Annotated in this window: 25 protein-coding genes, 1 pseudogene and 1 riboswitch; of the genes and pseudogenes, 12 read left to right on the forward strand and 14 right to left on the reverse strand. The window is 70.2% G+C overall.

The genetic code is table 11. The annotated features are described in order from the left end of the window. Window positions 1-48 precede the first annotated feature (48 nt). On the reverse strand, window positions 49-372 hold the full coding sequence (locus ACFC02_RS00005) for a hypothetical protein (RefSeq protein WP_376349920.1): 324 nt from the start codon (window positions 370-372) through the stop codon (window positions 49-51). 297 nt (window positions 373-669) lie between these two features. On the opposite strand from ACFC02_RS00005, the gene rpsF reads away from it, so the two are divergent. The 4 genes from rpsF to rplI all read left to right on the forward strand — a co-directional run bounded on the left by rpsF (window position 670) and on the right by rplI (window position 2,414). Beyond that, complete coding sequence (gene rpsF, locus ACFC02_RS00010; protein WP_019324683.1) at window positions 670-960, forward strand: 30S ribosomal protein S6; 291 nt, start codon at window positions 670-672, stop codon at window positions 958-960. A 77-nt stretch (window positions 961-1,037) separates the two neighbouring features. Further along, window positions 1,038-1,631 (forward strand): single-stranded DNA-binding protein, encoded by a 594-nt coding sequence (locus ACFC02_RS00015; protein WP_376349923.1) that lies wholly within the window; start codon window positions 1,038-1,040, stop codon window positions 1,629-1,631. 81 nt (window positions 1,632-1,712) lie between these two features. Next, complete coding sequence (rpsR, locus tag ACFC02_RS00020; protein WP_003949403.1) at window positions 1,713-1,949, forward strand: 30S ribosomal protein S18; 237 nt, start codon at window positions 1,713-1,715, stop codon at window positions 1,947-1,949. A gap of 18 nt (window positions 1,950-1,967) precedes the next feature. Then, the gene (gene rplI / locus ACFC02_RS00025; protein ID WP_360966555.1) at window positions 1,968-2,414 is read left to right on the forward strand and encodes a 50S ribosomal protein L9; all 447 of its coding nucleotides are present in this window, start codon (window positions 1,968-1,970) and stop codon (window positions 2,412-2,414) included. A gap of 160 nt (window positions 2,415-2,574) precedes the next feature. On the opposite strand, the gene ACFC02_RS00030 is transcribed toward rplI, so the two are convergent. Then, window positions 2,575-3,912 (reverse strand): MATE family efflux transporter, encoded by a 1,338-nt coding sequence (locus ACFC02_RS00030; RefSeq protein ID WP_376349927.1) that lies wholly within the window; start codon window positions 3,910-3,912, stop codon window positions 2,575-2,577. Window positions 3,913-4,371: 459 nt separating this feature from the next. Between ACFC02_RS00030 and dnaB the strand changes: the two genes are divergently transcribed. Next, complete coding sequence (dnaB, locus tag ACFC02_RS00035; RefSeq protein ID WP_376349930.1) at window positions 4,372-5,850, forward strand: replicative DNA helicase; 1,479 nt, start codon at window positions 4,372-4,374, stop codon at window positions 5,848-5,850. A 32-nt stretch (window positions 5,851-5,882) separates the two neighbouring features. On the opposite strand, the gene def is transcribed toward dnaB, so the two are convergent. After that, window positions 5,883-6,464, reverse strand: a complete 582-nt coding sequence (def, locus tag ACFC02_RS00040; protein WP_376349933.1) for a peptide deformylase — start codon at window positions 6,462-6,464, stop codon at window positions 5,883-5,885. Window positions 6,465-6,603: 139 nt separating this feature from the next. Between def and ACFC02_RS00045 the strand changes: the two genes are divergently transcribed. Beyond that, window positions 6,604-7,179, forward strand: a complete 576-nt coding sequence (locus tag ACFC02_RS00045; protein WP_376349935.1) for a helix-turn-helix domain-containing protein — start codon at window positions 6,604-6,606, stop codon at window positions 7,177-7,179. A 182-nt stretch (window positions 7,180-7,361) separates the two neighbouring features. Next, on the forward strand, window positions 7,362-8,747 hold the full coding sequence (locus ACFC02_RS00050; RefSeq protein WP_376349937.1) for a serine hydrolase domain-containing protein: 1,386 nt from the start codon (window positions 7,362-7,364) through the stop codon (window positions 8,745-8,747). A gap of 169 nt (window positions 8,748-8,916) precedes the next feature. On the opposite strand, the gene ACFC02_RS00055 is transcribed toward ACFC02_RS00050, so the two are convergent. The 7 genes and pseudogenes from ACFC02_RS00055 to ACFC02_RS00085 form a co-directional block, all read right to left on the reverse strand. Continuing rightward, on the reverse strand, window positions 8,917-9,369 hold the full coding sequence (locus ACFC02_RS00055; protein ID WP_360966573.1) for a GNAT family N-acetyltransferase: 453 nt from the start codon (window positions 9,367-9,369) through the stop codon (window positions 8,917-8,919). Window positions 9,370-9,407: 38 nt separating this feature from the next. Further along, on the reverse strand, window positions 9,408-9,872 hold the full coding sequence (locus ACFC02_RS00060) for a MarR family winged helix-turn-helix transcriptional regulator (RefSeq protein ID WP_376349941.1): 465 nt from the start codon (window positions 9,870-9,872) through the stop codon (window positions 9,408-9,410). A 169-nt stretch (window positions 9,873-10,041) separates the two neighbouring features. Then, the gene (locus ACFC02_RS00065) at window positions 10,042-10,908 is read right to left on the reverse strand and encodes a GNAT family N-acetyltransferase (RefSeq protein WP_376349944.1); all 867 of its coding nucleotides are present in this window, start codon (window positions 10,906-10,908) and stop codon (window positions 10,042-10,044) included. 137 nt (window positions 10,909-11,045) lie between these two features. Continuing rightward, entirely contained in the window at window positions 11,046-11,528 is a 483-nt protein-coding gene (locus tag ACFC02_RS00070) for an NUDIX hydrolase (RefSeq protein ID WP_360966582.1), read from the reverse strand. Window positions 11,529-11,617: 89 nt separating this feature from the next. Then, window positions 11,618-12,402 (reverse strand): annotated as a pseudogene (locus tag ACFC02_RS00075) (LysR family transcriptional regulator); the annotation flags it as partial. A 72-nt stretch (window positions 12,403-12,474) separates the two neighbouring features. Further along, complete coding sequence (locus ACFC02_RS00080; RefSeq protein WP_376349947.1) at window positions 12,475-13,656, reverse strand: cystathionine gamma-lyase; 1,182 nt, start codon at window positions 13,654-13,656, stop codon at window positions 12,475-12,477. A 172-nt stretch (window positions 13,657-13,828) separates the two neighbouring features. Further along, window positions 13,829-14,206 (reverse strand): phage holin family protein, encoded by a 378-nt coding sequence (locus tag ACFC02_RS00085; protein ID WP_360966590.1) that lies wholly within the window; start codon window positions 14,204-14,206, stop codon window positions 13,829-13,831. A gap of 47 nt (window positions 14,207-14,253) precedes the next feature. Between ACFC02_RS00085 and ACFC02_RS00090 the strand changes: the two genes are divergently transcribed. From ACFC02_RS00090 to ACFC02_RS00105, 4 genes are all read left to right on the forward strand, one after another. Continuing rightward, window positions 14,254-14,571 (forward strand): cupin domain-containing protein, encoded by a 318-nt coding sequence (locus ACFC02_RS00090; RefSeq protein ID WP_360966592.1) that lies wholly within the window; start codon window positions 14,254-14,256, stop codon window positions 14,569-14,571. Between the two features lie 190 nt (window positions 14,572-14,761). Continuing rightward, the gene (locus ACFC02_RS00095) at window positions 14,762-14,974 is read left to right on the forward strand and encodes a DUF5326 family protein (protein ID WP_360966594.1); all 213 of its coding nucleotides are present in this window, start codon (window positions 14,762-14,764) and stop codon (window positions 14,972-14,974) included. Window positions 14,975-15,170: 196 nt separating this feature from the next. Continuing rightward, a complete protein-coding gene (locus ACFC02_RS00100) occupies window positions 15,171-16,070 on the forward strand; it encodes an IclR family transcriptional regulator (protein WP_376349951.1) in 900 nt (299 codons plus the stop codon). Window positions 16,071-16,168: 98 nt separating this feature from the next. Next, window positions 16,169-16,606: an SsgA family sporulation/cell division regulator gene (locus ACFC02_RS00105; RefSeq protein WP_376349954.1), complete on the forward strand. Its 438-nt coding sequence runs from the start codon at window positions 16,169-16,171 to the stop codon at window positions 16,604-16,606. Window positions 16,607-16,771: 165 nt separating this feature from the next. Here ACFC02_RS00105 and ACFC02_RS00110 read toward each other — a convergent pair whose 3' ends face one another. Continuing rightward, window positions 16,772-18,205, reverse strand: a complete 1,434-nt coding sequence (locus ACFC02_RS00110; protein WP_376349957.1) for a YibE/F family protein — start codon at window positions 18,203-18,205, stop codon at window positions 16,772-16,774. Between the two features lie 71 nt (window positions 18,206-18,276). Then, window positions 18,277-18,454, forward strand: a riboswitch (TPP riboswitch). Here ACFC02_RS00110 and thiC point away from each other — a divergent pair. Continuing rightward, complete coding sequence (gene thiC, locus ACFC02_RS00115; RefSeq protein WP_376349959.1) at window positions 18,447-20,252, forward strand: phosphomethylpyrimidine synthase ThiC; 1,806 nt, start codon at window positions 18,447-18,449, stop codon at window positions 20,250-20,252. (Overlaps the previous riboswitch by 8 nt.) Window positions 20,253-20,266: 14 nt before the next feature. Here the strand turns inward: thiC and ACFC02_RS00120 are convergent, their stop codons facing one another. The 3 genes from ACFC02_RS00120 to ACFC02_RS00130 form a co-directional block, all read right to left on the reverse strand. Next, complete coding sequence (locus tag ACFC02_RS00120; RefSeq protein WP_376349962.1) at window positions 20,267-21,130, reverse strand: hypothetical protein; 864 nt, start codon at window positions 21,128-21,130, stop codon at window positions 20,267-20,269. A gap of 182 nt (window positions 21,131-21,312) precedes the next feature. Next, window positions 21,313-22,425 (reverse strand): metallophosphoesterase, encoded by a 1,113-nt coding sequence (locus ACFC02_RS00125; protein ID WP_376349964.1) that lies wholly within the window; start codon window positions 22,423-22,425, stop codon window positions 21,313-21,315. A gap of 183 nt (window positions 22,426-22,608) precedes the next feature. Continuing rightward, a complete protein-coding gene (locus ACFC02_RS00130; protein WP_360966610.1) occupies window positions 22,609-23,721 on the reverse strand; it encodes a LacI family DNA-binding transcriptional regulator in 1,113 nt (370 codons plus the stop codon). Window positions 23,722-23,891: the final 170 nt, after the last annotated feature.

Raw genomic sequence — 23,891 nt, forward strand, 5'->3', positions numbered from 1 at the left:
GCCGGGTACGGCGGACGCCGCCCGTGTCGGGAGCGGCCGGTGCCGGCGTCAGCCGAAGAGGCCGCCGAAGAGACCGCCGTGCGCCATGCCGAGGAAGAACCCGATGGCGGAGGCACCGAGACCGAGGATGAGGCCGAAGCGCTCGCGCGTCGTCACCGAGATCCACTGGCCGTACGCCCCGGTGAGGATGCCCACCAGCCCGGCCCAGGAGCTCAGCAGGTGCAGGCCGTGGAAGAGGAGCCCGGTGATGAAGGCGAGGATGCCCAGCACCAGGGTCACCGCGAGCAGTGTGTCCTGGAGAGGATGGGCCTTGCCGTCCGTGGCGAAGAGGCCGTTGTTCGCGGCGGTGTTCGGTCGCATCGTCTGTGCCATGGGGCACCTCCTGCGAAAGGCAGCGCATCGTAGCGCCATGTACACCCGAGGTGTCCAGATTGCCGGGTCCTGCGCCCCGATTTCAACCGGAAGCGGGGGTGCGGGTAGTCTGTTCCGTCTGCACTTGTGTCTGCCCGGCCCGAGCGCGGGGCAACCAGGGGACGGTCAGGAGATTCCGTCGGCCGACCCCCGTTGTCAGTGCCGGCTGTTTTACTGGCAGACACGATTGCGTACGCATCACAACCCTCCTGCCACGGAACGACCGTGGCCGCTGAGTCCGAAGGAGGTGGGTTCCACATGCGTCACTACGAGGTGATGGTCATCCTCGACCCCGATCTCGAGGAGCGCTCTGTCTCCCCGCTGATCGAGAACTTCCTCTCTGTCGTCCGTGACGGCGGCGGAAAGGTCGAGAAGGTCGACACCTGGGGCCGTCGTCGTCTCTCGTACGAGATCAAGAAGAAGCCCGAGGGCATCTACTCGGTCATCGACCTGCAGGCCGAGCCTGCGGTCGTCAAGGAGCTCGACCGCCAGATGAACCTGAACGAGTCGGTCCTCCGGACCAAGGTCCTCCGCCCCGAGACCCACTGAGCCCTTTCGCTCAGCCGGCCTCGGGATCCGAGTAGCAGCACCAGCAGCCAGCAGCAAACCCGCCGAGAGGTACCCCCATGGCAGGCGAGACCGTCATCACGGTCGTCGGCAATCTCGTCGACGACCCCGAGCTGCGCTTCACCCCCTCCGGTGCGGCGGTCGCGAAGTTCCGCGTCGCGTCCACGCCCCGCACCTTCGATCGCCAGACGAACGAGTGGAAGGACGGCGAGAGCCTGTTCCTGACCTGCTCGGTCTGGCGCCAGGCGGCGGAGAACGTCGCCGAGTCGCTCCAGCGAGGCATGCGCGTCATCGTGCAGGGCCGGCTGAAGCAGCGGTCCTACGAGGACCGTGAGGGCGTCAAGCGCACGGTCTACGAGCTGGACGTCGAGGAAGTCGGCGCCAGCCTGCGCAACGCCACGGCCAAGGTCACCAAGACCAGCGGCCGAGGTGGCCAGGGCGGGTACGGCGGCGGCGCCGGCGGCGGCCAGGGTGGCGGCGGCTGGGGCGGCGGCCCCGGCGGCGGCCAGCAGGGTGGCGGCGGCGCTCCCGCCGACGACCCCTGGGCGACCGGCGCTCCCGCCGGTGGCCAGCAGGGTGGCGGCGGCTGGGGCGGTGGCTCCGGCGGCAGCGGCGGCAGCGGCGGCGGCTACTCGGACGAGCCCCCCTTCTAGGCCTTCGGACCGGTCCGCGGACCGGGACGGGTCGAGGGGCGGGGCCGTACCCACACTTCTTGATCACACAGGAGAAACACCATGGCGAAGCCGCCTGTGCGCAAGCCTAAGAAGAAGGTCTGCGCTTTCTGCAAGGACAAGGTCACGTACGTGGACTACAAGGACACGAACATGCTGCGGAAGTTCATTTCCGACCGCGGCAAGATCCGTGCCCGCCGCGTGACCGGCAACTGCACGCAGCACCAGCGTGACGTCGCCACGGCCGTCAAGAACAGCCGTGAGATGGCGCTGCTGCCCTACACCTCCACCGCGCGATAAGGGAAGGGTGAGCCATTCATGAAGATCATCCTGACCCACGAGGTTTCCGGCCTCGGTGCCGCGGGCGACGTCGTCGACGTCAAGGACGGTTACGCTCGCAACTACCTGATCCCGCGGAAGTTCGCTATCCGCTGGACCAAGGGTGGCGAGAAGGATGTCGAGCAGATTCGTCGTGCTCGCAAGATCCACGAGATCCAGACCATCGAGCAGGCCAACCAGATCAAGGCCCAGCTCGAGGGTGTGAAGGTCCGTCTGGCCGTTCGCTCCGGCGACGCCGGCCGCCTCTTCGGTTCCGTCACCCCGGCCGACGTCGCTTCGGCGATCAAGGCCGCCGGTGGTCCCGAGGTCGACAAGCGTCGCATCGAGCTGGGTGCGCCGATCAAGACCCTGGGCGCCCACGAGACGTCCGTGCGTCTGCACCCCGAGGTTGCCGCCAAGGTCAACGTCGAGGTCGTCGCGGCCTGATCGCCGTGCTCGGCTGACCGCAGTCGAAAGAGGGGGCCGTACCCGGCGGGGTACGGCCCCCTCTTCGTGGTCGTCGAGGCGAGCGGATCGCGGGACGTAGGGCGTGTTTCACGTGAAACACCGCTCGATGACGGCAGTGCGAATCCAGTGGGCGGACGCTTCAGCGTGTCGCGCCCGTCACGAGCCAGCGGCCCGAACGGGTACGCGCCCACAGGGTCAGCATGCGCACCGTCATCATGAGGGTCATCGCGGCCCACAACGCGGTGAGCCCACCCCCGAGGGCGGGCACCAGCAGCGCGGCGGGGGCGAAGACCACCAGCGTCAGGATCATCGCCCCGGCCAGGTACGGACCGTCTCCCGCGCCCATCAGGACGCCGTCGAGCACGAAGACGATGCCGCAGACGGGCTGGGAGAGCGCCACCAGGAGCAGCGCGGGAAGGGCGGCGTCCTTCACTGTGGAGTCACCGGTGAACAGGGGCAGGAATGCCGGCCGTGCCACGACGACCAGAAGCCCGAGGACGAGCCCGGCAGCGATGCCCCACTCCACCATGCGACGACATGCCCCTCGGGCGCCCTCGGCGTCTGAGGCGCCCAGGAAGCGGCCGATGATGGCCTGCCCGGCGATCGCGATGGCGTCGAGAGCGAAGGCGAGCAGGCTCCACAGGGACAGGATGATCTGATGGGCGGCGATGTCCGCGTCGCCCAGGCGGGCCGCGACCGCCGTGGCGATCATCAGGATGGCCCGCAGGGAGAGCGTGCGGACCAGGAGGGGAACGCCGGCCTGGGCACAGGCCCTGATGCCTGCGGCGTCCGGGCGCAGGGACGCGCCGTGCCTGAGGGCACCGCGGACGACCACGGTGAGGTAGACCGCGGCCATGCCCCACTGGGCGATGACGGTGCCCCAGGCGGAGCCCGCGATACCGAGTCCGGCGCCGTAGACGAGACCGGCGTTCAGGGCGGCATTGGCGACGAAGCCCGCGACGGCGACGTACAGCGGGGTCCGGGTGTCCTGCAGTCCGCGCAGCACACCGGTGGCGGCGAGGACGACGAGCATGGCGGGGATGCCCAGTGCGGAGATGCGCAGGTACGTCGTCGCGTACGGAGCGGCCGTGTGGGAGGCGCCGAAGAGACCGACCAGGCCGGGTGCTGTAGGCAGTACGGCCACGATGACGGCGGCGCCGAGCAGCAGCGCCAGCCACACACCGTCCATGCCCTGACGGATAGCGGCCTGGAGGTCACCCGCGCCGACACGGCGGGCGACTGCGGCCGTGGTGGCGTAGGCGAGGAAGACGAAGATGCTCACGGCGGTCGTCAGCAGGGCCGAGGCGACACCGAGTCCGGCGAGCTGTGCGGTGCCGAGGTGGCCGACGATCGCGCTGTCGGCCATCACGAAGAGCGGCTCGGCGACGAGTGCGCCGAAGGCCGGGACGGCCAGCGCGACGATCTCTCGGTCGTGCCGGCGCCGGTCGGCCGTAGGGCGTGCGGGAGCCTGTGTCATGGGCACCAATCTAACCGTCCACAGGTAAGTGATGCAAAGGCTTTGGGACCCTTACTTGCCCATGTGGGCTGCGCACTTGTGCACCTCGTTCGAACCGATCTTGGTCCGATGGGCGAAGTTTTTCTTCTGCACAGCCGGTGGACGGGAAAGTAGCAGGTCAAAGAGGGTCTGCGGAAACCGCCGAGGGCTTGTTCACAGCGCTGTCCACCGAGTCGTGCACAGGTTTCGTGGAGTTCTCCACAGCATCCGGCCCGTCGTCCACATGGCCTGTGGATAACCAGATTGGCTGACGGTGCCCGGGGGCCTACCGTGGTCCGGCGCCCGCTCCGTTCGCCGGCTTTCGAAACGTCCCGAAACGACGCGCCGGAAGCGGAGGTGGGCCTCTCGATTTGTCAGTGCCGTGCCGTAGAAAAGAGAGGCACGGCGAGGTCCGCTCGGCGGACGGGAGGAGGCCGCTCGGTGAGCATTTCCGAGCCCTTGGACGACCCGTGGGCCGACAGCGGACCAGGTGATCGCCTGCCTGCTTCCCGCAGGCGGCCCGACGGCGGTCGCGGCCGCGAGGAACAGCACGACCGGGGCCGGGAGGGCGGCTCCTGGGAAGGTGCGGGCCCGGCGTTCGAGCGGGTTCCTCCGCAGGACCTCGACGCGGAGCAGTCCGTGCTCGGCGGCATGCTGCTGTCCAAGGACGCCATCGCCGACGTCGTCGAGATCCTCAAGGGCCACGACTTCTACAAGCCGGCCCACGAGACGATCTACCAGGCCGTCCTCGACGTCTACGCCAAGGGCGAGCCCGCGGACCCCATCACGATCGCGGCCGAGCTGACCAAGCGCGGTGAGATCAACAAGGTGGGCGGCGCGTCGTACCTGCACACGCTCGTGCAGACGGTGCCCACCGCGGCGAACGCCGCCTACTACGCGGAGATCGTCCACGAGCGTGCGGTGCTCCGCCGCCTGGTCGAGGCCGGTACCCGGATCACCCAGATGGGCTACGCGGCCGACGACGACGTCGACGAGATCGTCAACCGCGCCCAGGCGGAGATCTACGCGGTCACCGAACAGCGCACCAGCGAGGACTACCTGCCGCTGGGCGACATCATGGAAGGCGCCCTCGACGAGATCGAGGCGATCGGGTCGCGCAGCGGCGAGATGACCGGAGTGCCCACGGGGTTCACCGACTTCGACTCGCTGACGAACGGCCTGCACCCCGGTCAGATGATCGTCATCGCCGCGCGTCCCGCGATGGGCAAGTCGACGCTCGCGCTCGACTTCGCGCGAGCCGCCTCGATCAAGCACAACCTGCCGAGCGTCATCTTCTCGCTGGAGATGGGCCGCAACGAGATCGCGATGCGCCTGCTGTCCGCCGAGGCTCGCGTCGCCCTGCACCACATGCGCTCGGGCACGATGACCGACGAGGACTGGACCCGGCTTGCCCGCAGGATGCCGGACGTCTCCGCCGCCCCGCTGTACATCGACGACTCCCCGAACCTGTCGATGATGGAGATCCGTGCCAAGTGCCGGCGGCTGAAACAGCGCAACGACCTCAAGCTGGTCGTCATCGACTACCTCCAGCTGATGCAGTCCGGCGGTGCCAAGCGCGCCGAGAGCCGCCAGCAGGAGGTCTCGGACATGTCCCGCAACCTCAAGCTGCTCGCCAAGGAGCTGGAGATCCCCGTCATCGCGCTCTCCCAGCTCAACCGTGGCCCCGAGCAGCGCACCGACAAGAAGCCGATGGTCTCCGACCTGCGCGAGTCCGGCTCCATCGAGCAGGACGCCGACATGGTCGTCCTGCTGCACCGCGAGGACGCCTACGAGAAGGAGTCGCCGCGTGCGGGGGAGGCCGACCTGATCGTGGCCAAGCACCGTAACGGTCCGACCGCGACGATCACGGTCGCCTTCCAGGGCCACTACTCACGGTTCGTCGACATGGCCCAGACCTGAGCCGACGCCGCCGGGCGCTCTTCCCGCTCTGCTCACCGGTCCAGGGCGGCGGCCTTGGCCGCGCGCTGTGCGAAGACGTCGTCACGGTGGTCCGTCATCTGCCGCAGCGCGTCCCTGCGGTCCCGCTTGGAGAGCCGGTCCAGGTACGTGTGGCCGTCCAGGTGGTCGGTCTCGTGCTGCAGGCAGCGGGCGAAGTAGCCCGTTGCGTCGATGACGACGGGACTGCCGTCCTTGTCGAATCCGCGGACTACCGCCCGATCGGTGCGGGGTACGGGCATGCTGGCACCGGGGACGGACAGACAGCCCTCGACGTCGTCGACGAGGCGCCGGACGCCCGGAGCGGGCAGCTCCAGTACCGGGTTCAGGACATGACCGACGTGCCGGACCCCGTGGTCGTCCGGACAGTCGTACACGAACAGCCGCAGATCGACGCCGACCTGGTTGGCGGCCAGACCGGCACCGTCGGCCACGTACATGGTCAGGAACATGTCGTCGATCAACGCCGCCAGGGCCGGCGTCCCGAACTCGGTCACCACCCCGCAGGGCCGGCCCAGCACTTCTTCGCCGACCACCGTGATCCGGCGGACTGAGCCCCGTGGGTGTCGGTCGGTCACGGTCGCCTCTCCTTCTTGCAGGACTTGTGTCAGGGCTTCTCGGCCAGGGCTTCCGGCGACGCTCTACGCGGCGCGTCCTGCGACGGCTTCTTGCGGCGGCCCCTTGCCTGAGGCTTTGCAAAGTAGCAGACTTTGCAAAGTGACTGAAGAGCTGAACGCCCCGAACGACCGACCAGGGGACGTCGATGCCCCCCTCCGTGAGCACGAGGTCCGTACGGCGCTCCTGGAACTGCTCGCCGAGGTCGGTACCGTCACGGCGACCGAGGCCGCTTCCCGGCTGGGCTACAGCTCGGGGCTCTGCTCGTTCCACCTGCGGCAGCTCGCTCGCCACGGGCGCATCGAGGAAGTCCCGCACAGCGGGGGACGCGCCCGGCCCTGGCGTCTGGTGTCGCGCACGCCCGCCGAAGGAGGCCCCGCGCACGACGAGTTCGGCGCCTTGGCCCGGGGGCTGGAGGACGAGAGCTGGCAGCGCTGGCTGGCCCAGCGGGACGACGCCCCGCCCGCATGGCGCCACGACGAGGCCTTCAGTGCCGTCACCTACCTGACGCCCGAGGAGATGGGCCGGGTCGCGGATGTGATCCGACGGGCGCTCGCGCCCTACCAGGATCGCGAGCAGCGGCCCCTGGCCCGCCCGGACGGCGCTCACCCGGTGGCCCTCATCACGCGCCTGTTCCCCCTGCTGCCCCACACACCGGAGGATGCGGACGAGGGGTGAGCGCGCCTAGTACGAGGCGTTTTTTCGGGGCCGCCCGAGCCGCCTGGGGGCCGCCAAGGGGCCGCCTGCGGGCCGTCCGGATCGGTTCGTACGGTGAGGTCCGGACCGGTTCGTACGGCGGAAGCGCCCCCACCTGGCGAAAACGGCTCGACGCGCGCGCCCGTCCCCGATGGACTGGGGACATGACGACACCTCAGGATGAGTTGCTGCCCAGCACCCGTCGATCTCTGACGCACCGGATCGCCGTCGCCCAGGCCGAAGGGCGGACGCCGTCACTGGTCGCGTCCGTCGTACGGGGCGGGCAGGCGGTCTGGCACGGCGCGCGCACGTCGGTGGACGGGCACGCGCCGGACGAGAACACGCAGTACCGCATCGGTTCCATCACCAAGACGTTCACCGCCGTGCTCGTCCTGCGCCTGCGCGACGAAGGCCTGCTCGACCTCGGGGACCCGCTGGAGAAGCACCTGCCGGGCACGGGCGCGGGAGACGCGACGATCGCCGATCTGCTGGCCCATACGGGCGGCCTGGCCGCGGAGTCGCCCGCACCCTGGTGGGAGCGGACCCCGGGCACGCTGCGTCCCGAACTCGCCGACGTCCTCGGGGAGAAGCCGCTGCGGCACCCGGTCGGCAGGCGGTTCCACTACTCGAACCCCGGCTACACGGTGCTGGGCGCGCTCGTCGAGAAGCTGCGCGGCGCTCCGTGGGAGGACGTCCTTTGCCGGGAGGTGCTCGAACCCCTGGGCCTGAGCAGCACGAGTGCGCGGCCCCGTGCACCGCACGCGGGCGGCTGGGCCGTGCACCCCTGGGCCGACGTGATGCTGCCCGAGCCCGTCGAGGACCTCGGCCGGATGGCGCCGGCCGGACAACTCTGGTCCACGACAGGGGATCTGAGCCGGTTCGCCGCGTTCCTTGCCCGGGGCGACGAGCGGGTGCTGAGTGCTGCTTCGGTCCGGGAGATGCGCACCCCGGCCGCTCCGCCCGAGGCCTCGGACGTGACGGCGGGATACGCGTATGGTCTGGGGATGGAGTTGCGGCGTTCCGGTGAGCGGCTGCTGGTGGGGCATTCGGGTTCGCTCCCGGGCTTCCTCGCCTCTCTCACCATCGCCGTGGAGGACGATGTGGCCGCCGTGGTGCTGACCAACTGCACCTCCGGCCTCCCGGTGGTCTCCGTGGGGGCGGATCTGGTCCGGATCGTCGCCGAGGCCGAGCCGCGCATCCCGGACCCCTGGCGGCCGCTGCGGGACATCGTCCCGGAGGTGTTGGAGCTGGCGGGCCAGTGGTACTGGGGGACGCACGGCTTCGGGCTGCGGTTGACCGGGGACGGACTGCTGTCGCTGGAGCCGTTGACGGGCACCGGGCGCAGGTCGCGGTTCCGGGCGAACGGCGACGGCACCTGGACGGGCCTGGAGGGGTACTACGCCGGGGAGCTGCTGCGTGCGGTACGGCGACCGGACGGGGCGGTGGACCACCTGGACCTCGGATCGTTCGTTTTCACCCGGCAGCCGTACGACGCCGAGGCCGCGGTGCCCGGGGGCGTGGCCCTGGAGGGGTGGCGGGGGATCGGCTGACCCCGAAGGGAGGGAGGGAGGTCGGCCCTGGCGACGGGGTGAAAACGGCAGGAGTGGCTGTTTCACGTGAAACAGCCACTCCTGGCGGCGGGGAGACCCGGCGCGGGGAAGGCCCTCGGCGAGCGTGTCCCCTGACGGTCTGCAGGGCGAGCGAGGCCACCGCGGGCGCTCACAAGGACAGCTTGTAGCCCACGTGCGAGGGTTCGAATCCGAGCCGTTCGTAGAAGCGGTGGGCGTCGGTGCGGGTCCGGTCCGATGTCAGCTGCACCAGACGGCAGCCCTCGCGCCGTGAGGTGTCGATCGCCCACTCGATGAGCTGTGTGCCCAGGCCGCTGCCGCGTTCGTCGGCGTGGATGCGGACGCCTTCGATGATCGACCGCGTGGAGCCGCGACGGGAGAGCCCGGGGATGACCGAGAGCTGGAGCGTTCCGACGACACGCCCCTGCCGTAGGGCGACGACCAGGTGCTGGTTCGGATCGGCGCGGAGCCGTTCCAGGGCGGCCAGGTACGGGGCGAGGTCGTCGGGCGACTCGCGCAGGGCGCCCAGCGGATCGTCCGCGAGCATGGCGACGATGGCGGGGACGTCCTCGGCGACGGCCGCACGTATCTCAAGATCTCCCATGCCCCGGAGCTTATGCGCCGCCCAGCCGGAGCGCGCCGCTATACCGGGGCAGGGGCGTGCAACGACTCCACGACCCGGACCAGGGGCGCCAGCTCCGGGTTCTCGGCGGCCTCGTCGAGCGCTTCGCGCAGAGCGGTGTCGTTCGTCGGCCTGGCCTGCTCCAGAAGGCTCAGTCCGGCGTCGGTGACATTGGTGTAGATGCCCCGGCGGTCGGTGGGGCACAGGTACCGCTCCAGGAGGCCGCGGTCCTCGAGCCGGGTGACGAGCCGGGTGGTGGCGCTCTGGCTCAGCACGACCGCGTCGGCGACCTGCTTCATCTGCAGATGACCGCCGTCGCCGTCGTGCTGCCGGCTGAGCACGTCGAGCAGGGAGTACTCGCGCACGCTCAGACCGTGGCCCGACTGGAGGGCCCGCTCGATGTGGGTCTCGATCCTGCCGTGCAGCAGAGAGAGGGCGCACCAGCCCTGAGCGAGGGCGGTGAGCGCAGGGTCCGTCGCTGTCATGGCGTCTCCTCCATCCCGGGGCGGGTGCCTCAAGGATAGGGCACCACCGGGGTTGCCAGCGGGTGCAAGCAACCGGCGCCTGCAACTACGAGGAGGGCGGTCGTAGCAGGCCGAGGACCACACCGCCGCCGCATCTCGCGATCTCAGGCGTTCCAGGGGACCGGGCTGCTCACCCGGCCGCCACTGTCAGCGGAGCGAACCGTCGGGTCCAGTCCCCGGGCGGTTCCGTGATTCCGTACGTCATGACGGCGTTGAAGACGATGGACGCCAGTCCGCGCTGCTTCGCCCAGTCCCGCAGTTCTTCGTGGCGTACGTCGATGTCGGTGCGCAGCAGGCGGTCGGTGTGGGCGGCGAGGGAGGTGATGAGGGCCTTGGCGGTCTCCGTGTCCCGGGCGATCAGCGGGCCCACCACGTGCGTGTCCATGTTGGGCCAGGCAGCCGCGTAACCCGTGATCCTGCCGTCCTCCTCGGCGACCCGGAGCTGGTCGGCGAACGCGGGCAGCCGCGTGATGAGAGGGGTCCGGTCCGCGCCGAAGACCTCCTCGTCGAGGCGGAGGATGCCGGCGAGGTCGTCGGCGGAGGCCGGTCGAGTGGCGGGCCCGGTGAGTGGTTCCTCCGGTGAGAAACGCCCGAGCAGCATCTCCGACCGGCCGGTGACCTTGAAACCGAGTTCCTCGTACAGCGGGCGCCCGTAGGGGGTGGCGTGGAGGGTCAGCGGTGTGGTGCCTGCCGCCGCGACGACGTGACGCATCAGCCGGCGGCCGATGCCCTGGCGTGCGTGGCGCTCGGCGACCAGGACCATGCCGATGGCGCTGAGGTCCGGTCGGCCGTGGGGCCCGTACTCGGTGACCACGCAGGCGGCCACCAGACCTCCGTCGGGGTCGTCGATGCCGAACCCCTTCCCGGCGGAGAGGAGCAGGCCCCATTTGTGTTCCTCACGGGGCCAGCCCCGGTTCTCGGACAGGTCGGCGCAGGCGGTGAGGTCCTGGCGCGTCAGGGGGCGGATGGGCAGAGCGGCAGGGGAAGGAGTCGACACGCAGGTCAGGCTGTCCGACGGAGGCCGTCGGCGTCCACTCGTTTCGTAAGAGACGTACGTGCTTTTGGCCATGTCACGTGCGGGCGACGGCGCGGCTCAGCGACCGGACGGCGGCTGTTTCACGTGGAACGCGGAGGTCAGCCGAGGTCCGGGGCGTGCATGGCACGTACGCCCTCGATGTTTGCGTCCAGGTAGTGCCGCAGCGAGAGCGGGACGAGGTGCACCGAGGCGATCCCGACCCGGGTGAACGGCACGCGCACGATCTCGTACTCGCCGGTGGGCTCGTCCACCTCCGGTCCGTGCCTCAGGGAGGGGTCCATCGACTCCAGGTGGCACACGAAGAAGTGCTGGACCTTCACTCCGGTCGCGCCGCCGTCCTCGCCGATGTGTTCCACGGTGTCCACGAAGCAGGGGACCACATCGGTGATCTTCGCGCCCAGCTCCTCGTGGACCTCTCGGTGCAGGGCGTCGACGACGGTCGTGTCACCCGGCTCGACCCCGCCACCGGGAGTGACCCAGTAGGGATCGACACCGGGCTTGGTGCGCTTGATCAGGAGCAGATCGTCGCCGTCGAGCAGGACGGCGCGGGCGGTGCGCTTGACCACGGGTCGGACGGTCATGGGAGAAATGTGGCCCGGCTGGTTCCACGTGAAACATCGCGAACCGTCATCCCCCACGCACCCGAGGTGACTCCCGCGTACGGCTGGGCTCAGCACCAGTCGACCGCTGCCCGCATCAGCCGCTCGTGGGCCCGCGCGAGGTGCGGCATCGCCAGCGTGCCGGCCCGTGCGACCAGGAAGTACGTGCGCAGCGATGGAACCGGCGGCTCATGGAGGGCCACCACGTCTCCCCGCCTCAGGGCGGCGGCGCTCAGGTAGCGGGGCAGCACCGCGAGCCCGGCACCGGCCACCGCGCACGCCAGGACCGCGCGCAGATCGGAGACGATCACCGTGCCCGGCCCGGTCGGGCGGGAATCGAAGACCGAGGCCCAGTAACGGCGGACGAGGGGCAGTGACTCGTGGACCTCGATCACCGGGACGCCCTCCAGAGCGGGCACGTCCTTGCCCCGGCGCTGCGCGGAGCCGATCGCGTCCGCCCAGCGCGGAGCGGCGATCAGGACGTGCTCCTCGTCGCACAGCGGTGCGGCCGTGATGAGGGCGCCATGTGGCCGTGTCGTGCTGATGACCAGAGGGTGGTGGCCGGCGGAGAGCCCTTCCAGGGTCTCTTCGGCCGTTCCGAAGGATGCGCGCAGGGCGAAGCCCTGACCTTCGTGCCCGGTCAGTCCGCTCAGCGCGGGCGGGGCCCGTTCCGCGGTGAACTCGGGCGGCCCGGCAGATGCAGGGTGCGCGAGGAGGACTCGTCGGCGGGGCCCGCCTCGGCGATCTCCACCAGCGCGTCCAGGTGCGGCGCGGCCTTGTGCGCGAGTTCCTCGCCGATCGACGTCGGTGTCACGCCGCGGGCCTGGCGCAGGAACAGGGGGCGGCCCAGTTGCCGGGTTCTTGGCACCCGGAACCGAGGGCGGTCCGAACCACGAGGGGGGAGGCTCGGACCGCCGCCGTGCGTCCGTCAGTGTGCGGACTCGTCCAGTGCCCGCAGCACGTCCGCCACCAGGTCAGCCGGGTCCTCCGCGCCGACGGACAGCCGGATGAAGCCCTCCGGGACGGCGTCGCCGCCCCAGCGCCCACGCCGCTCGGCGGTGGAGCGCACACCGCCGAAACTGGTCGCGTCGTCCACGAGCCGCAGTGCGTCCAGGAAGCGCTCGGCACGCGCGCGCGTGGGCAGGGTGAAGGAGACCACGCAGCCGTAGCGCCGCATCTGCCGTGAGGCGATCTCGTGGGAGGGGTCGCCGGGTAGTCCGGGGTAGCGCAGACCCGTCACCTCGGGGCGTCCGCGCAGCGCCTCGGCGACGGCCAGCGCCGAGGTGTTCTGCCGGGCGACCCGCAGCTGCAGCGTGGCGATCGAACGGTGGGCGAGCCAGGCCTCCATGGGCCCCGGGACGGCTCCGACGATCTTGCGCCAGCGCCGTACGGCTGCCATGGTCTGCGCATCGCGGCCGGTGACGTAGCCCAGCAGGATGTCGCCGTGCCCGGTGAGCTGCTTGGTGCCGCTGGCCACGGAGAAGTCGGCGCCCAGTTCCAGCGGCCGCTGCCCCAGGGGTGTCGCCAGGGTGTTGTCGACGGCGACCAGGGCGCCACGCGAGCGTGCCGCCTCGGCCAGTCGCCGGATGTCGCAGACGTCGAGCCCGGGGTTCGAGGGGGACTCGATCCACAGCAGCCGTGCGCCGTCCAGCAGGTCGAGCTGGGCGTCTCCGCCGGTCGGCGCGGTCCGCACCTCGATGCCGAACGTCTCCAGCTGGGCGCGGACCAGGGGCAGGGCCTGGTAGCCGTCGTCGGGCAGGACCACCGCGTCCCCCGCGCGCAGCTGGGAGAAGAGCACCGAGGAGATGGCCGCCATGCCGGAGGCGAACACGAGCGTTTCGGCACCGTCCGCTCCGGGCGCCTCCAGCTCGCCGATGGCGCTCTCCAGCAGGGTCCAGGTCGGGTTCTCGTCGCGGCCGTAGGTGTACGGGCCCGTGGGGTCGCCGGGGAGGTGGAAGTGGGCGGCGAACACGGGACCGGGCAGGGTCGGTTCGTGCTTGACCGGCTCGGGGAGCCCGGCCCGGACGGCTCGCGTGCCGTCACCGGCACCGGCGGGTGCACGGGTGGCCCGCGGCGCGCCCTCTCTGCCGTTCGCAGCGGAATCGTTCATGCCACCTGTCCCTTCACGTGTTCTCGTGCGGTGGCGGGCAGCCGTGGCCCGCCGCTTCCACCCTCTCAGGACACAGCCGCCGCATCCGTGGCGCACCCTCGGTGGCGGGGGCGACGGGTGCGACGGCGGTGATGGAAGGGGTGCCGCGTGGGCCGACGGGCGGGCGCCGTCCTCAGTCCTCGTCCGGCAGGACCATGTGCAGGGCCCAGGAGACGACCGAGATGATCAGGCCGCCGACCACCGCGGTCCAGAAGCCGTCCACGTGGAAGCTGAGGTCGACCTTGCCGCACACCCAGGAGGTCAGCAGCAGCATCAGGGCGTTGACGACGAGGGTGATCAGGCCCAGGGTCAGGATGAACAACGGGAAGGTCAGCACCTTCACCACCGGCTTGACGAGGAAGTTCACCAGACCGAACACCAGCGCGACACCGATGAGGGTGCCGACCTCCTTGGCCGTGTTGTCCCCGGTCAGGGTGATCTTGTCGAGCAGCCAGACGGCGACCGCCAGGGCGCCCGCGTTGGCGATCGTCTTGACTACGAAATTCTTCATGTGTCTGATCGTGGCAGACGAGATCCATGACGAACACGGGCGAGGCGATGAAGGCATTCCGGCTGGACGAACTGGAGGCGGAGCGGGCCGCCAACGACGGCGCCTACCTCCAGTTCCTGCGGGAACGGAACATGTCGGTGGGGCTGTACGCGCTGGACGCGGGCGAGCACGATCCGCAGAACCCGCACCGGCAGGACGAGGTCTACTTCGTCGTGAGCGGTCGTGCCTCCATCACCGTCGGCCTGGAGACGACGGAAGTGGCGCGCGGCAGCGTGGTGTACGTACCTGCCGGGGTCGCTCACAAGTTCCACCACATCAGTGAGGATCTGCGGGTCCTCGTGGTGTTCTCTCCGCCGGAAGCGTGAGGAGCCGTCTCAGGGTTCCCTAAGGGAAGGGTCAGGGGACGACAAGGGATGCGAAAGCCCCGCCCGGGCCCCCGGCGGCCCTAGCATCGAAGCCAGGACGTACGCAGGACGTACGACGGGTCCGGCACCACGAGGCGCCGGCCATCCGGTGAAACCGGCGCAGGGCCGGCGGAGAGGTAAGGACGGGGCAATGCGAGAGGTCTTCACGAGTCTGCCGTGGTGGGTGAAGTGGATCGCGGTGCCGGTCATCGCCCTGGTCGTCTTCGGCAGCCTCATAGCGACGGTCGTCGGCTTCGTGATCGGTCTGCTCTTCAAGCTGCTGATCTTCGTCGCGCTGGTCGGCGGTCTGATCTACATCGTGCGGAAGTTCATGGCGGGTTCGTCGTCGCGCGGCGACTGGTGAGCCTTCCGGGACACCGGTGACCCGGGACGGGGAGCAGCGGTTCCCTCGGGGGAGGGAAGTTTTCCGGACAGTCCGCCTGGGAGCGGTGACAGGCCGATAAGGTCCGGGAATCGACGCGGGGGCCGGCCCCCGCGGGCAGCGTTCCCCCACCCGTGTCCCCAGCACGGGCTGCCCCCTCGCGCTACGGGAGTGACCCTTGGCCACGGTTGACACCGCCCCCGCAGGACCGCACGCGCCCCCGGCCCCGCGGGCACCGTCCGGTTCCACGGGACTCCCCGCCCAGCCGCGTTCCGCGCCGCGGGTGGAGCACCCCCACGTCGGCGTTCCGGAGCAGCCGCCCGCGTCGGCGGCGCAGACCCTCATCGGATCCGTGCAGCGCGCGATGCGCCTGCTGGAGACCGTCGCGGGGCACGAGCACGGCGCCCCCGCCAAGCAGCTCGCCCGCGAGACCGGCATCGCCCTCCCCACCGCCTACCACCTGCTGCGGACGCTGGTCCACGAGGGCTACCTCCACCGCGATCGGGGCCTGTTCTTCCTCGGTGAGGCGGCCGAACGCCTGAGCAGCAGCGGAGCGGCGCAGAAACGTCGCAGCACGGTCGTCGACTCGCTCGCACAATGGCGCGATCTGATCGGTGTGCCGGTGTACTACGCGATGTACCGGGACGGCGAGATCGAGGTCGTGTGTGTCTCCGACACCCCGGGCAATCCGGCTGTCCAGGAGTGGGCCGACTTCCGGGAGACCGGACACGCGCACGCGATCGGCCAGTGCCTGCTCTCGCAGCTGGACGAGAGCGCCCGCCGCGACCATCTGGCCCGCTACCCGGTGCGGTCCATCACTCCGTACACGGCCCGTGACGACCACACGATGCTGCGACGTCTGGAGCGGATGCCGCGAATGCAGCCGGTGACGGAACGTCAGGAGTACGCGCTGGGGACGGTCTGCGCGGCCGTTCCGATCACCGTGGGCACCATGGCCGCGACGATGGCGCTCTCGCTCCCTGCTCATCAGGCCGACCGGTTGCTGCCCGCGGCGCGCCAGTTGCAGTGCGAGGTGGGGCGGCGTGTCGGGTCTCTCGCGCTGGCTATCAGTATCTGAAAACTCACTCCTTGTGATCTGCCATATACGTTCAGCAAGATGCCACCAGTGTTATGGGGATCATTCCCGGCCAGTCGACGGCAGATGACGGGGTAGTGATGCGCGAGTCCGTACAGGCAGAGGTCATGATGAGCTTTCTCGTGTCCGAGGAGCTCTCCTTCCGCATTCCGGTGGAGTTGCGGTACGAGACCTGTGATCCCTATGCCGTACGGCTGACCTTCCATCTGCCCGGAGACGCCCCCGTCACCTGGGCGTTCGGGCGGGAACTGCTGGTGGACGGGGTCGGCAGACCGTGCGGGGACGGCGACGTGCGTATCGCGCCCGCCGAGTCCGACTCGCTTGCGGAGGTCCTGATCCGGCTTCAGGTCGGCGTCGACCGGGCGCTCTTCCGCTCCTCCACGGCTTCCCTGGTGGCGTTCCTCGACCGCACGGACAAACTGGTGCCGCTGGGCCAGGAAGGTGCTCTGGCCGACTTCGACGCGCATCTCGACGAGGCCCTGGACCGGATCCTGGCGGAAGAGCAGAGCGCGGGCTGAAGCGTTTCTGCAAGCGGGCGTGTGCTGTGGAGTAACGCTTCACCGCCCGGCCCGAGACACGAAGCCGGCCCGATCCGAGGCCTGAGGGGCGGCCCGAGGCCTGAGGCCCGGCCCGAGGAGCAGGCCGGGCCAGCCCTCAGCCCCTTCACCGTCCCCGGTGAGGCCTCATTGCTTGCGCCGTCTGCCCCGGCCACCGCGCGCGGGAGCGGGGAGCCCGGCCGCCGCCCGGTTCCGCACCGCCTCCGGGCGGTCGGCCGAGACGACGAGGGCCGCCAGGGCCGTGGTGACCGGCACCGAGGCGACCAGGCCGATCGAGCCCACGAGGGTGCGCACGATCTCCTCGGCGACGAGTTCACTGGTGGCGACGGTCCCCACGCTGCTCTGCGCGATGGAGAAGAGGAGCAGCAGCGGCAGCGCCGCGCCCGCGTACGCGAGGACCAGAGTGTTGACGACGGACGCGATGTGGTCGCGCCCGATGCGGATGCCGGCGCGGTACAGCCCGCGCCAGCCCATGGACGGGTTGGCCTCGTGCAGCTCCCAGATCGCCGACGTCTGGGTCACCGTCACGTCGTCGAGGACGCCGAGCGAGCCGATGATCACGCCGGCGAGGAGCAGGCCGCTCATGTCGATCGCCGGATAAAGACCGTGGATCAGGCCGGTGTCGTCGTCGGTGTTGCCCGTGAGCGCGGCCCAGCCGATGAACAGCGAACCCAGGACGCCGATCAGCACCAGGGAGATCAGCGTGCCGAGCACCGCCACCGAGGTCCGGGCGGACAGGCCGTGGCACATGTACAGCGCGATCAGCATGATCGCGCTCGACCCGACCACGGCCACGACCAGCGGGTTCGACCCTTGCAGGATCGCGGGCAGGATGAACAGGTCCAGCACCAGGAAGCTGATGGCCAGCGCTACCAGCGCCATGACGCCCCGCAGCCGCCCGACGACCACGACGGCGAGTGCGAAGATCCCGGCCAGCAGCGTCATGGGCAAACCCCGGCTCACGTCCGTGACCGAGTACTGCAGTTCCCGCGGCGCCGCGGGCTCGTAGGCGACCACGACCTTCTCGCCCTGGTGCAACTGCCGCGACTGGTCCGGCTGCACGATCTCGGTGAAGGTGCGCCCCTCGTCCTTGCCGGTGTCGACTCGGACCGTGGCCTTCTTGCAGGTCCCGGACGCCTGTGCCTGGGCAGAGGCGCCCTCGGCGGTGGAGGTGTCCCCGGTGGGTGTGTCACCGGAGGCGTTCACCGCCTTGCAGCTCACCGACACCACCACGGTGACCGTGGCCTGCTGCGTCTGCCGGTCGAATCCCACGCCGGTGCGCTCGTGCGCGGGGGCGCCGCCCGGCCAGAGCGCGACGAGGCCGACCACGACCGCGGCTGCGAAGGGAATCAGGATCGCGGCGATGACCTTGCGGAGGTGCTGGGAGACCGGGGCGGCGGGGCCGTGGCTGTGCCCGTGCCCGTGACTGTGCCCCTGCTCTGGACCGGGCCCGTGCCCCTGGCCGTGGGGACTGCCCTGCCCGGACGCATGTCCCTGCCCGGCCCCGGCGTCGGGGCGCGGTTCCGGCGGCGGCTGGGGGAACTGCTGTGTCGTGGTCACCGCCAGATCATCGCAAGAAGGGCAGGGGCCCACTGTTCACCGCGCCCCATATGACGCTAGCGTGGAGGCACCTTTGCACACGCGGGAGCTCGGAGCACCGGGCTGAGAGGGCGCTGACCTTCGTCTTCGCGATGTTTCACGTGGAACGAGAGACGTTCCCCGGGAACCGCCGCCGGACGGAAGCCGCTGCGTCGACCGCCGAACCTGTTACCGGGTAATGCCGGCGTAGGGAGTAGGTCTCATGACCAACAAGGACGCACGCACGCCTGCCTCCGCGCAGTTCTCCAGCGACGGGGAGCAGCCCGCTTCCCGCGACGAGGCCGGGGTGTCCATCGGCTGGCACAAGGCGTATGTCGAGGGCTCACGCCCCGATCTGCGGGTGCCGGTCCGCCAGGTGCACCTCACCAACGGGCAGTCGGTCACGCTCTACGACACTTCGGGCCCGTACACCGATCCGCTCGTCGACACCGATGTCCGCCGTGGCCTGTCGCCGCTGCGGGAGAACTGGATCATCGCCCGCGGCGATACCGAGGAGTACGCGGGTCGGCCGGTCCGTCCCGAGGACGACGGGATCAAGCACACCGCACCGCGCGGGGGCCTGCGCAACCTCGACGCGGTGTTCCCGGGCCGGCCGCGCCAGCCGCGGCGGGGCCGCGACGGGCAGGCCGTGACGCAACTGGCTTACGCCCGCCGGGGGGAGATCACACCGGAGATGGAGTTCGTGGCCGTCCGGGAGAACGTTTCGCCCGAGGTCGTCCGCGAGGAGATCGCGGCAGGCCGCGCGGTGCTCCCGGCCAACGTGAACCACCCTGAGATCGAACCGATGATCATCGGCAAGCGGTTCCTGGTGAAGGTCAACGCCAACATCGGCAACTCCGCGGTGACTTCCTCGATCGAGGAGGAGGTCGAGAAGATGACGTGGGCGACCCGCTGGGGTGCCGACACCGTCATGGACCTCTCCACCGGCCGCAACATCCACACGACGCGTGAATGGGTACTGCGCAACTCCCCCGTGCCCATCGGGACGGTGCCGCTCTACCAGGCCCTGGAAAAGGTCGACGGCAGGGCCGAGGAACTGACCTGGGAGGTCTACAAGGACACGGTCGTCGAGCAGGCCGAACAGGGCGTGGACTACATGACCGTCCACGCCGGCGTACGCCTCGCGTACGTGCCGCTGACCGCCAACCGCAAGACCGGCATCGTCTCGCGCGGCGGCTCGATCATGGCCGCCTGGTGCCTCGCGCACCACAAGGAGTCGTTCCTCTACGAGAACTTCGAGGAACTCTGCGAGATCCTCGCCGCCTACGACGTCACGTACTCCCTCGGTGACGGCCTCAGGCCGGGATCGATCGCGGACGCCAACGACGAGGCGCAGTTCGCTGAGTTGCGCACGCTCGGGGAACTCAACACGGTCGCCAAGCGTTTCCACGTACAGACGATGATCGAGGGCCCGGGCCACGTCCCGATGCACAAGATCAAGGAGAACATCGACCTTCAGCAGGAGATCTGTGATGAAGCTCCGTTCTATACGCTCGGACCGCTGACGACGGACGTCGCTCCGGCGTACGACCACATCACCTCCGGTATCGGTGCCGCCATGATCGCCTGGTGGGGCACGGCGATGCTCTGTTACGTCACGCCCAAGGAGCATCTGGGCCTGCCCAACCGCGACGACGTGAAGACCGGGGTCATCACCTACAAGATCGCCGCGCACGCGGCCGACCTCGCCAAGGGACACCCGGGCGCCCAGGAGTGGGACGACGCGCTCTCCGACGCCCGTTTCGAGTTCCGGTGGGAGGACCAGTTCAACCTGGCCCTCGACCCGGACACGGCACGGGAGTTCCACGACGAGACCCTCCCGGCGGAGCCCGCCAAGACGGCGCACTTCTGCTCGATGTGCGGGCCGAAGTTCTGTTCGATGAAGATCTCTCAGGACATCCGCCGGGAGCACGGCACCAGCCGGACCGAGATCGAGGAGGGCATGGCCCAGAAGTCGAAGGAGTTCGCCGCCGCGGGCAACCGGGTGTACCTGCCGCTCGCTGAGTGAGTTCGCCGCCGTGGTCACTCCGGCTGGTGTTCCGGTCCTCCGAAGTCCGGGCTGGTGAAGTCGGGGCTGGAGTAGCTGGGACGCGGGCCCGGGACACCGTCGCCCGGGCTGCTGAAGCCGGGACGGCCGTAGCCGAGGTGCGGCATGCGGCCGCCCGGTGCCGACGGGTCCGTCCGGTACGGCGTGACGGACCCGGAGGCCGCGAGGGCCTCGCGCAGGAACGGCAGGATGCCCCGTTCGAGCAGGGCCTCCTGCCAGGCGGCGCGGGCCTGGGCGAGCTCCCCGTCGAGTTCCCCGTACGGCGCGGTGCCCGGTGACGGGCGGTTGCGCAGCGCGGTGAGCAGCAGGCCCGCCCCGGCCGCCAGGATGGCGGCAGCGGTCACGGCGCCGAACACCCAGCCGACGGTGACCAGGCTCTGGGCGAAGGCCGGTGCGGGGTCGAGCATCTTCAGTATGTAGCCGACGAGGAGGAAGAGAGCGGCGGCGACGCCGGCGAGGACAGGGGCGAGGACCGCGACGACGGCGGCGGCGCCCGCACCGCTGGTCTCGACGGCCTCGCCGACGGTGGCCGCGAGTCCTGCCGCGGTTCCTGCGGACTCCGCGGTGCCGCTCTCGCGGACGGACGCGGGGACGGCCGGCGCGGGGCGGCGCAGGTCCTCGCGGACCTTCACGTAGTGGTGGTACTCGGTGGCCGCGGCGGCGGTGATCAGGGCCGTGGCGTCGAGTGCCATGGTGCGCAGTTGTTCGGTGTTGAGCCGCTGTCCGGCGGCGCCCGGTTCAAGGTGGTGCGGGGCGGAGCGCAGCGCCTCATCGAGGAGCCGCTCGTATTCCTGGCGGTCCTCGATCAGCAGGTGCTGCGGAACGCTGTTCATGTGCATCCCCCGATGCTCCGTAGGGCTTGGGGCTCGCATGACAGCGAGCCGTCGGGCAGAAACGGAGGGGAGCCTGCTACGGATAAACCGATGGTAGAGCCGTGACGGCGCGCGGTGACAGGGGGTTTCCACAAATTGCGCGCCGAGCCGTGGTCCGGCCCGCTGTCACAGGCCTGCTCGTCGAACGCTCAGATGTCCAGGGGCAGTTGCTGGACCAGCAGCTTTCCGGCCATGGTCACGCCGCCGTCCATGGCGATGGCGAGTCCGTCGGCGTAGACGTGCGGTCCTTCCACGAGCGGGCCTGTGGGCTCGTCGCCGTCCTCGGAACCGACCTCGCCCAGCAGATAGGGAATGGGGCTGTGGCCGTGGACGATGCGGGTGCCGCCGTACGTACCGAGCAGGGACCGTACGGCGTCGGCTCCGCCCTCGTCGCGGAAGGAGAAGCGCTTGGTGAACTTGCGGAACAGGTCCCAGCACTCGTCCGCGTCGTTGCGGGTGAGGGTCTCGCGGACGGTGTCGTTGACCGCTTCGATCGAGTCGCCGTAGTCGAGGTAGGAGGTGGTGTCGGAGTGCACGAGCAGATAGCCGTCGACCTCCTCGACCGCGTCGAGGCGGGCCATCCACTGCAGGTGGTGGTCCTGGAGGCGGTCCATGTCGGACTTCTGGCCGCCGTTGAGCAGCCAGGCGGCCTGGAAGGTGGCGGTGCCCGCACCGGAGTTGACGGGGGTGTCGCCGAACCGCTTGGCGCCGAGCAGGAGGAGTTCGTGGTTGCCCATGAGGGCCTTGCAGTAGCCGCCGGCCGCCGCCGCCTCGGCGGACAGCCGCATCACCAGGTCGATGACGCCGATGCCGTCCGGGCCGCGGTCGGTGAAGTCGCCGAGGAACCACAGCCGTGCGGTGCCCGCGCACCACTGGCCCGCGGCGTCGATGAGGCCCTGCTCCTGGAGAGCGGCGAGCAGTTGGTCGACGTAGCCGTGCACGTCGCCGACGACGTACAGCGGACCGGGCCCGGTGGGAGGCTGCGCGGTCGGTGCGGGGGCGGGGTCCACCGCCACCTGGACCGCGTCCCCGCGCTGGAGGACGGGCAGGTCGCGTTGGGTGGGCGTGTACGCGTCCGGGTAGCCCTCCTCGGCCGCGGGAGGGCCCTCTTCCAGGGGTGGCGCGGTATCGGCGGGGGGCGCGCTGGGAGCGTACGGAGCGGTCTCGTTCATGTACGCGGGCACGCGGAAATCGCGCAGTGGCGCCGTCCGCTCCACCTCGGGTCCCTGACCGGCCCCCTGAGTCATCGACCCCTCCACCATCGCGCCGCGTCTGCACCGCTTCGGACTGCCTGGTCGCAGCGGCCCGCGGTGTCGTGCGCCCATCATAGGAATGCGGATCGCGTCGTGTGATGACCCAGGGGTGGTGAATCGGAGCAGGACTCAGGTTCACCGCGGCTTTCGCCCCGATTGGGCAGTCTTCGGCGGTCCCGCGACGAGCTGCCCTTACTGCTCCTCCGGCGTTCTGGGCGGGCTGACGGTCGTGCGCGGCGGGCGCCGCTGCGAGGAGGTGCGCACGATCAACTCGGTCGGTATCACCTGCTCGACCGGGTGGTCCGAATCGACTCCCTCGATGGCGTCGATGAGGAGCTGGACCACGGCGGTGCCGATGCGGCGTGGCTTGAGGGAGAGCGTGGTGATCGGCGGTTCGGTGTTGGCGTAGACCGTGGACTCGCTGCAGCACACCAGCAGCAGATCCTCGGGGACCCGCAGGCCGTAGCGGCGGGCGGCGGCGAGCAGGTCCGTGCCGTTGGGGTCGAACAGTCCGTAGACGGCGTCGGGCCGGTCGGGGCGGGCCAGCAGCCGGTCGGCGGCGACGGCGCCTGCGCACGGGTCGTGGGCGGGGTAGGCCTCGTAGACGGGATCCTGGCCGACGCGCTCGCACCAGCGCAGGTAGGCGGTCGTGGACAGGTGGGTGTACGTGTCGGTCGTGGTGCCGGTGAGCAGGCCGATGCGGCGGGCGCCGGCCTCGGCGAGGTGATCGAGGATGTCCAGGACGGCCGCCTCGTGGTCGTTGTCGACCCAGGCGGTGACCGGGAGGGAACCGGCGGGGCGGCCGTCGCTGACCACCGGTAAGCCCTGCCGGACCAGCTCGCTGACGACCGGGTCCTGGTCGGAGGGGTCGATGACGACCGTGCCGTCCAGGGCGACGTTCGACCACACGTCGTGGCGCGAGGTCGCCGGGAGGATGACGAGCGCGTAGCCGCGGGCGAGCGCGGCGGAGGTGGCGGCGCGCGCCATCTCCGCGAAGTACGCGAACTCGGTGAAGGTGAAAGGTTCATCCCCGTACGTCGTCACGGTCAGGCCGATGAGGCCCGACTTGCCGGTACGGAGCGTGCGTGCTGCGGCCGAGGGACGGTACCCCAGCCGGTCGGCGACCTCACGGACGTGGCGGCGGGTGGCGTCCGGGAGCCGCCCCTTGCCGTTGAGGGCGTCGGAGACGGTTGTGATGGAGACTCCGGCGGCGGCGGCGACGTCTCTGATGCCTGCCCGGCCCGGCCGACTGCCTCGACGAGAGGTTTCCGCGCGGCTCACCTGGTGCTTCCCTGCTGCTGTCATGGCGAGCCGATAGTAGGGCTCATGCGGTGGGGTAGTGCGGACGCATATGCACACATTGACAGGCACGTTTCTGCATGGCTGAAGCCCATCAACTACCGATGAAACCAAGGCGGTTCATCAATTTCATGCCAGGACGTGAAGCAGCGACACCCGTAGGCCTGCCGAGCCCT

The organism is Streptomyces sp. NPDC056160, from assembly GCF_042268205.1.
Classification (GTDB): domain Bacteria; phylum Actinomycetota; class Actinomycetes; order Streptomycetales; family Streptomycetaceae; genus Streptomyces.

Excerpts from the sequence above, each read along its gene's own strand:
- ACFC02_RS00060 (WP_376349941.1), bottom strand. The coding sequence starts at position 9,872 with ATGACAGCGACGGACCCTGCGCTCACCGCCCTCGCTCAGGGCTGGTGC.
- ACFC02_RS00030 (WP_376349927.1), bottom strand. The coding sequence starts at position 3,912 with ATGACACAGGCTCCCGCACGCCCTACGGCCGACCGGCGCCGGCACGAC.
- ACFC02_RS00125 (WP_376349964.1), bottom strand. The coding sequence starts at position 22,425 with ATGGTGGAGGGGTCGATGACTCAGGGGGCCGGTCAGGGACCCGAGGTG.
- ACFC02_RS00005 (WP_376349920.1), bottom strand. The coding sequence starts at position 372 with ATGGCACAGACGATGCGACCGAACACCGCCGCGAACAACGGCCTCTTC.
- ACFC02_RS00090 (WP_360966592.1), top strand. The coding sequence starts at position 14,254 with ATGAAGGCATTCCGGCTGGACGAACTGGAGGCGGAGCGGGCCGCCAAC.
- thiC (WP_376349959.1), top strand. The coding sequence starts at position 18,447 with ATGACCAACAAGGACGCACGCACGCCTGCCTCCGCGCAGTTCTCCAGC.
- rpsR (WP_003949403.1), top strand. The coding sequence starts at position 1,713 with ATGGCGAAGCCGCCTGTGCGCAAGCCTAAGAAGAAGGTCTGCGCTTTC.
- ACFC02_RS00050 (WP_376349937.1), top strand. The coding sequence starts at position 7,362 with ATGACGACACCTCAGGATGAGTTGCTGCCCAGCACCCGTCGATCTCTG.
- ACFC02_RS00120 (WP_376349962.1), bottom strand. The coding sequence starts at position 21,130 with ATGCACATGAACAGCGTTCCGCAGCACCTGCTGATCGAGGACCGCCAG.
- ACFC02_RS00070 (WP_360966582.1), bottom strand. The coding sequence starts at position 11,528 with ATGACCGTCCGACCCGTGGTCAAGCGCACCGCCCGCGCCGTCCTGCTC.
- ACFC02_RS00105 (WP_376349954.1), top strand. The coding sequence starts at position 16,169 with ATGCGCGAGTCCGTACAGGCAGAGGTCATGATGAGCTTTCTCGTGTCC.
- ACFC02_RS00130 (WP_360966610.1), bottom strand. The coding sequence starts at position 23,721 with ATGACAGCAGCAGGGAAGCACCAGGTGAGCCGCGCGGAAACCTCTCGT.
- rplI (WP_360966555.1), top strand. The coding sequence starts at position 1,968 with ATGAAGATCATCCTGACCCACGAGGTTTCCGGCCTCGGTGCCGCGGGC.
- rpsF (WP_019324683.1), top strand. The coding sequence starts at position 670 with ATGCGTCACTACGAGGTGATGGTCATCCTCGACCCCGATCTCGAGGAG.
- ACFC02_RS00085 (WP_360966590.1), bottom strand. The coding sequence starts at position 14,206 with ATGAAGAATTTCGTAGTCAAGACGATCGCCAACGCGGGCGCCCTGGCG.
- ACFC02_RS00015 (WP_376349923.1), top strand. The coding sequence starts at position 1,038 with ATGGCAGGCGAGACCGTCATCACGGTCGTCGGCAATCTCGTCGACGAC.
- ACFC02_RS00095 (WP_360966594.1), top strand. The coding sequence starts at position 14,762 with ATGCGAGAGGTCTTCACGAGTCTGCCGTGGTGGGTGAAGTGGATCGCG.
- ACFC02_RS00055 (WP_360966573.1), bottom strand. The coding sequence starts at position 9,369 with ATGGGAGATCTTGAGATACGTGCGGCCGTCGCCGAGGACGTCCCCGCC.
- ACFC02_RS00080 (WP_376349947.1), bottom strand. The coding sequence starts at position 13,656 with ATGAACGATTCCGCTGCGAACGGCAGAGAGGGCGCGCCGCGGGCCACC.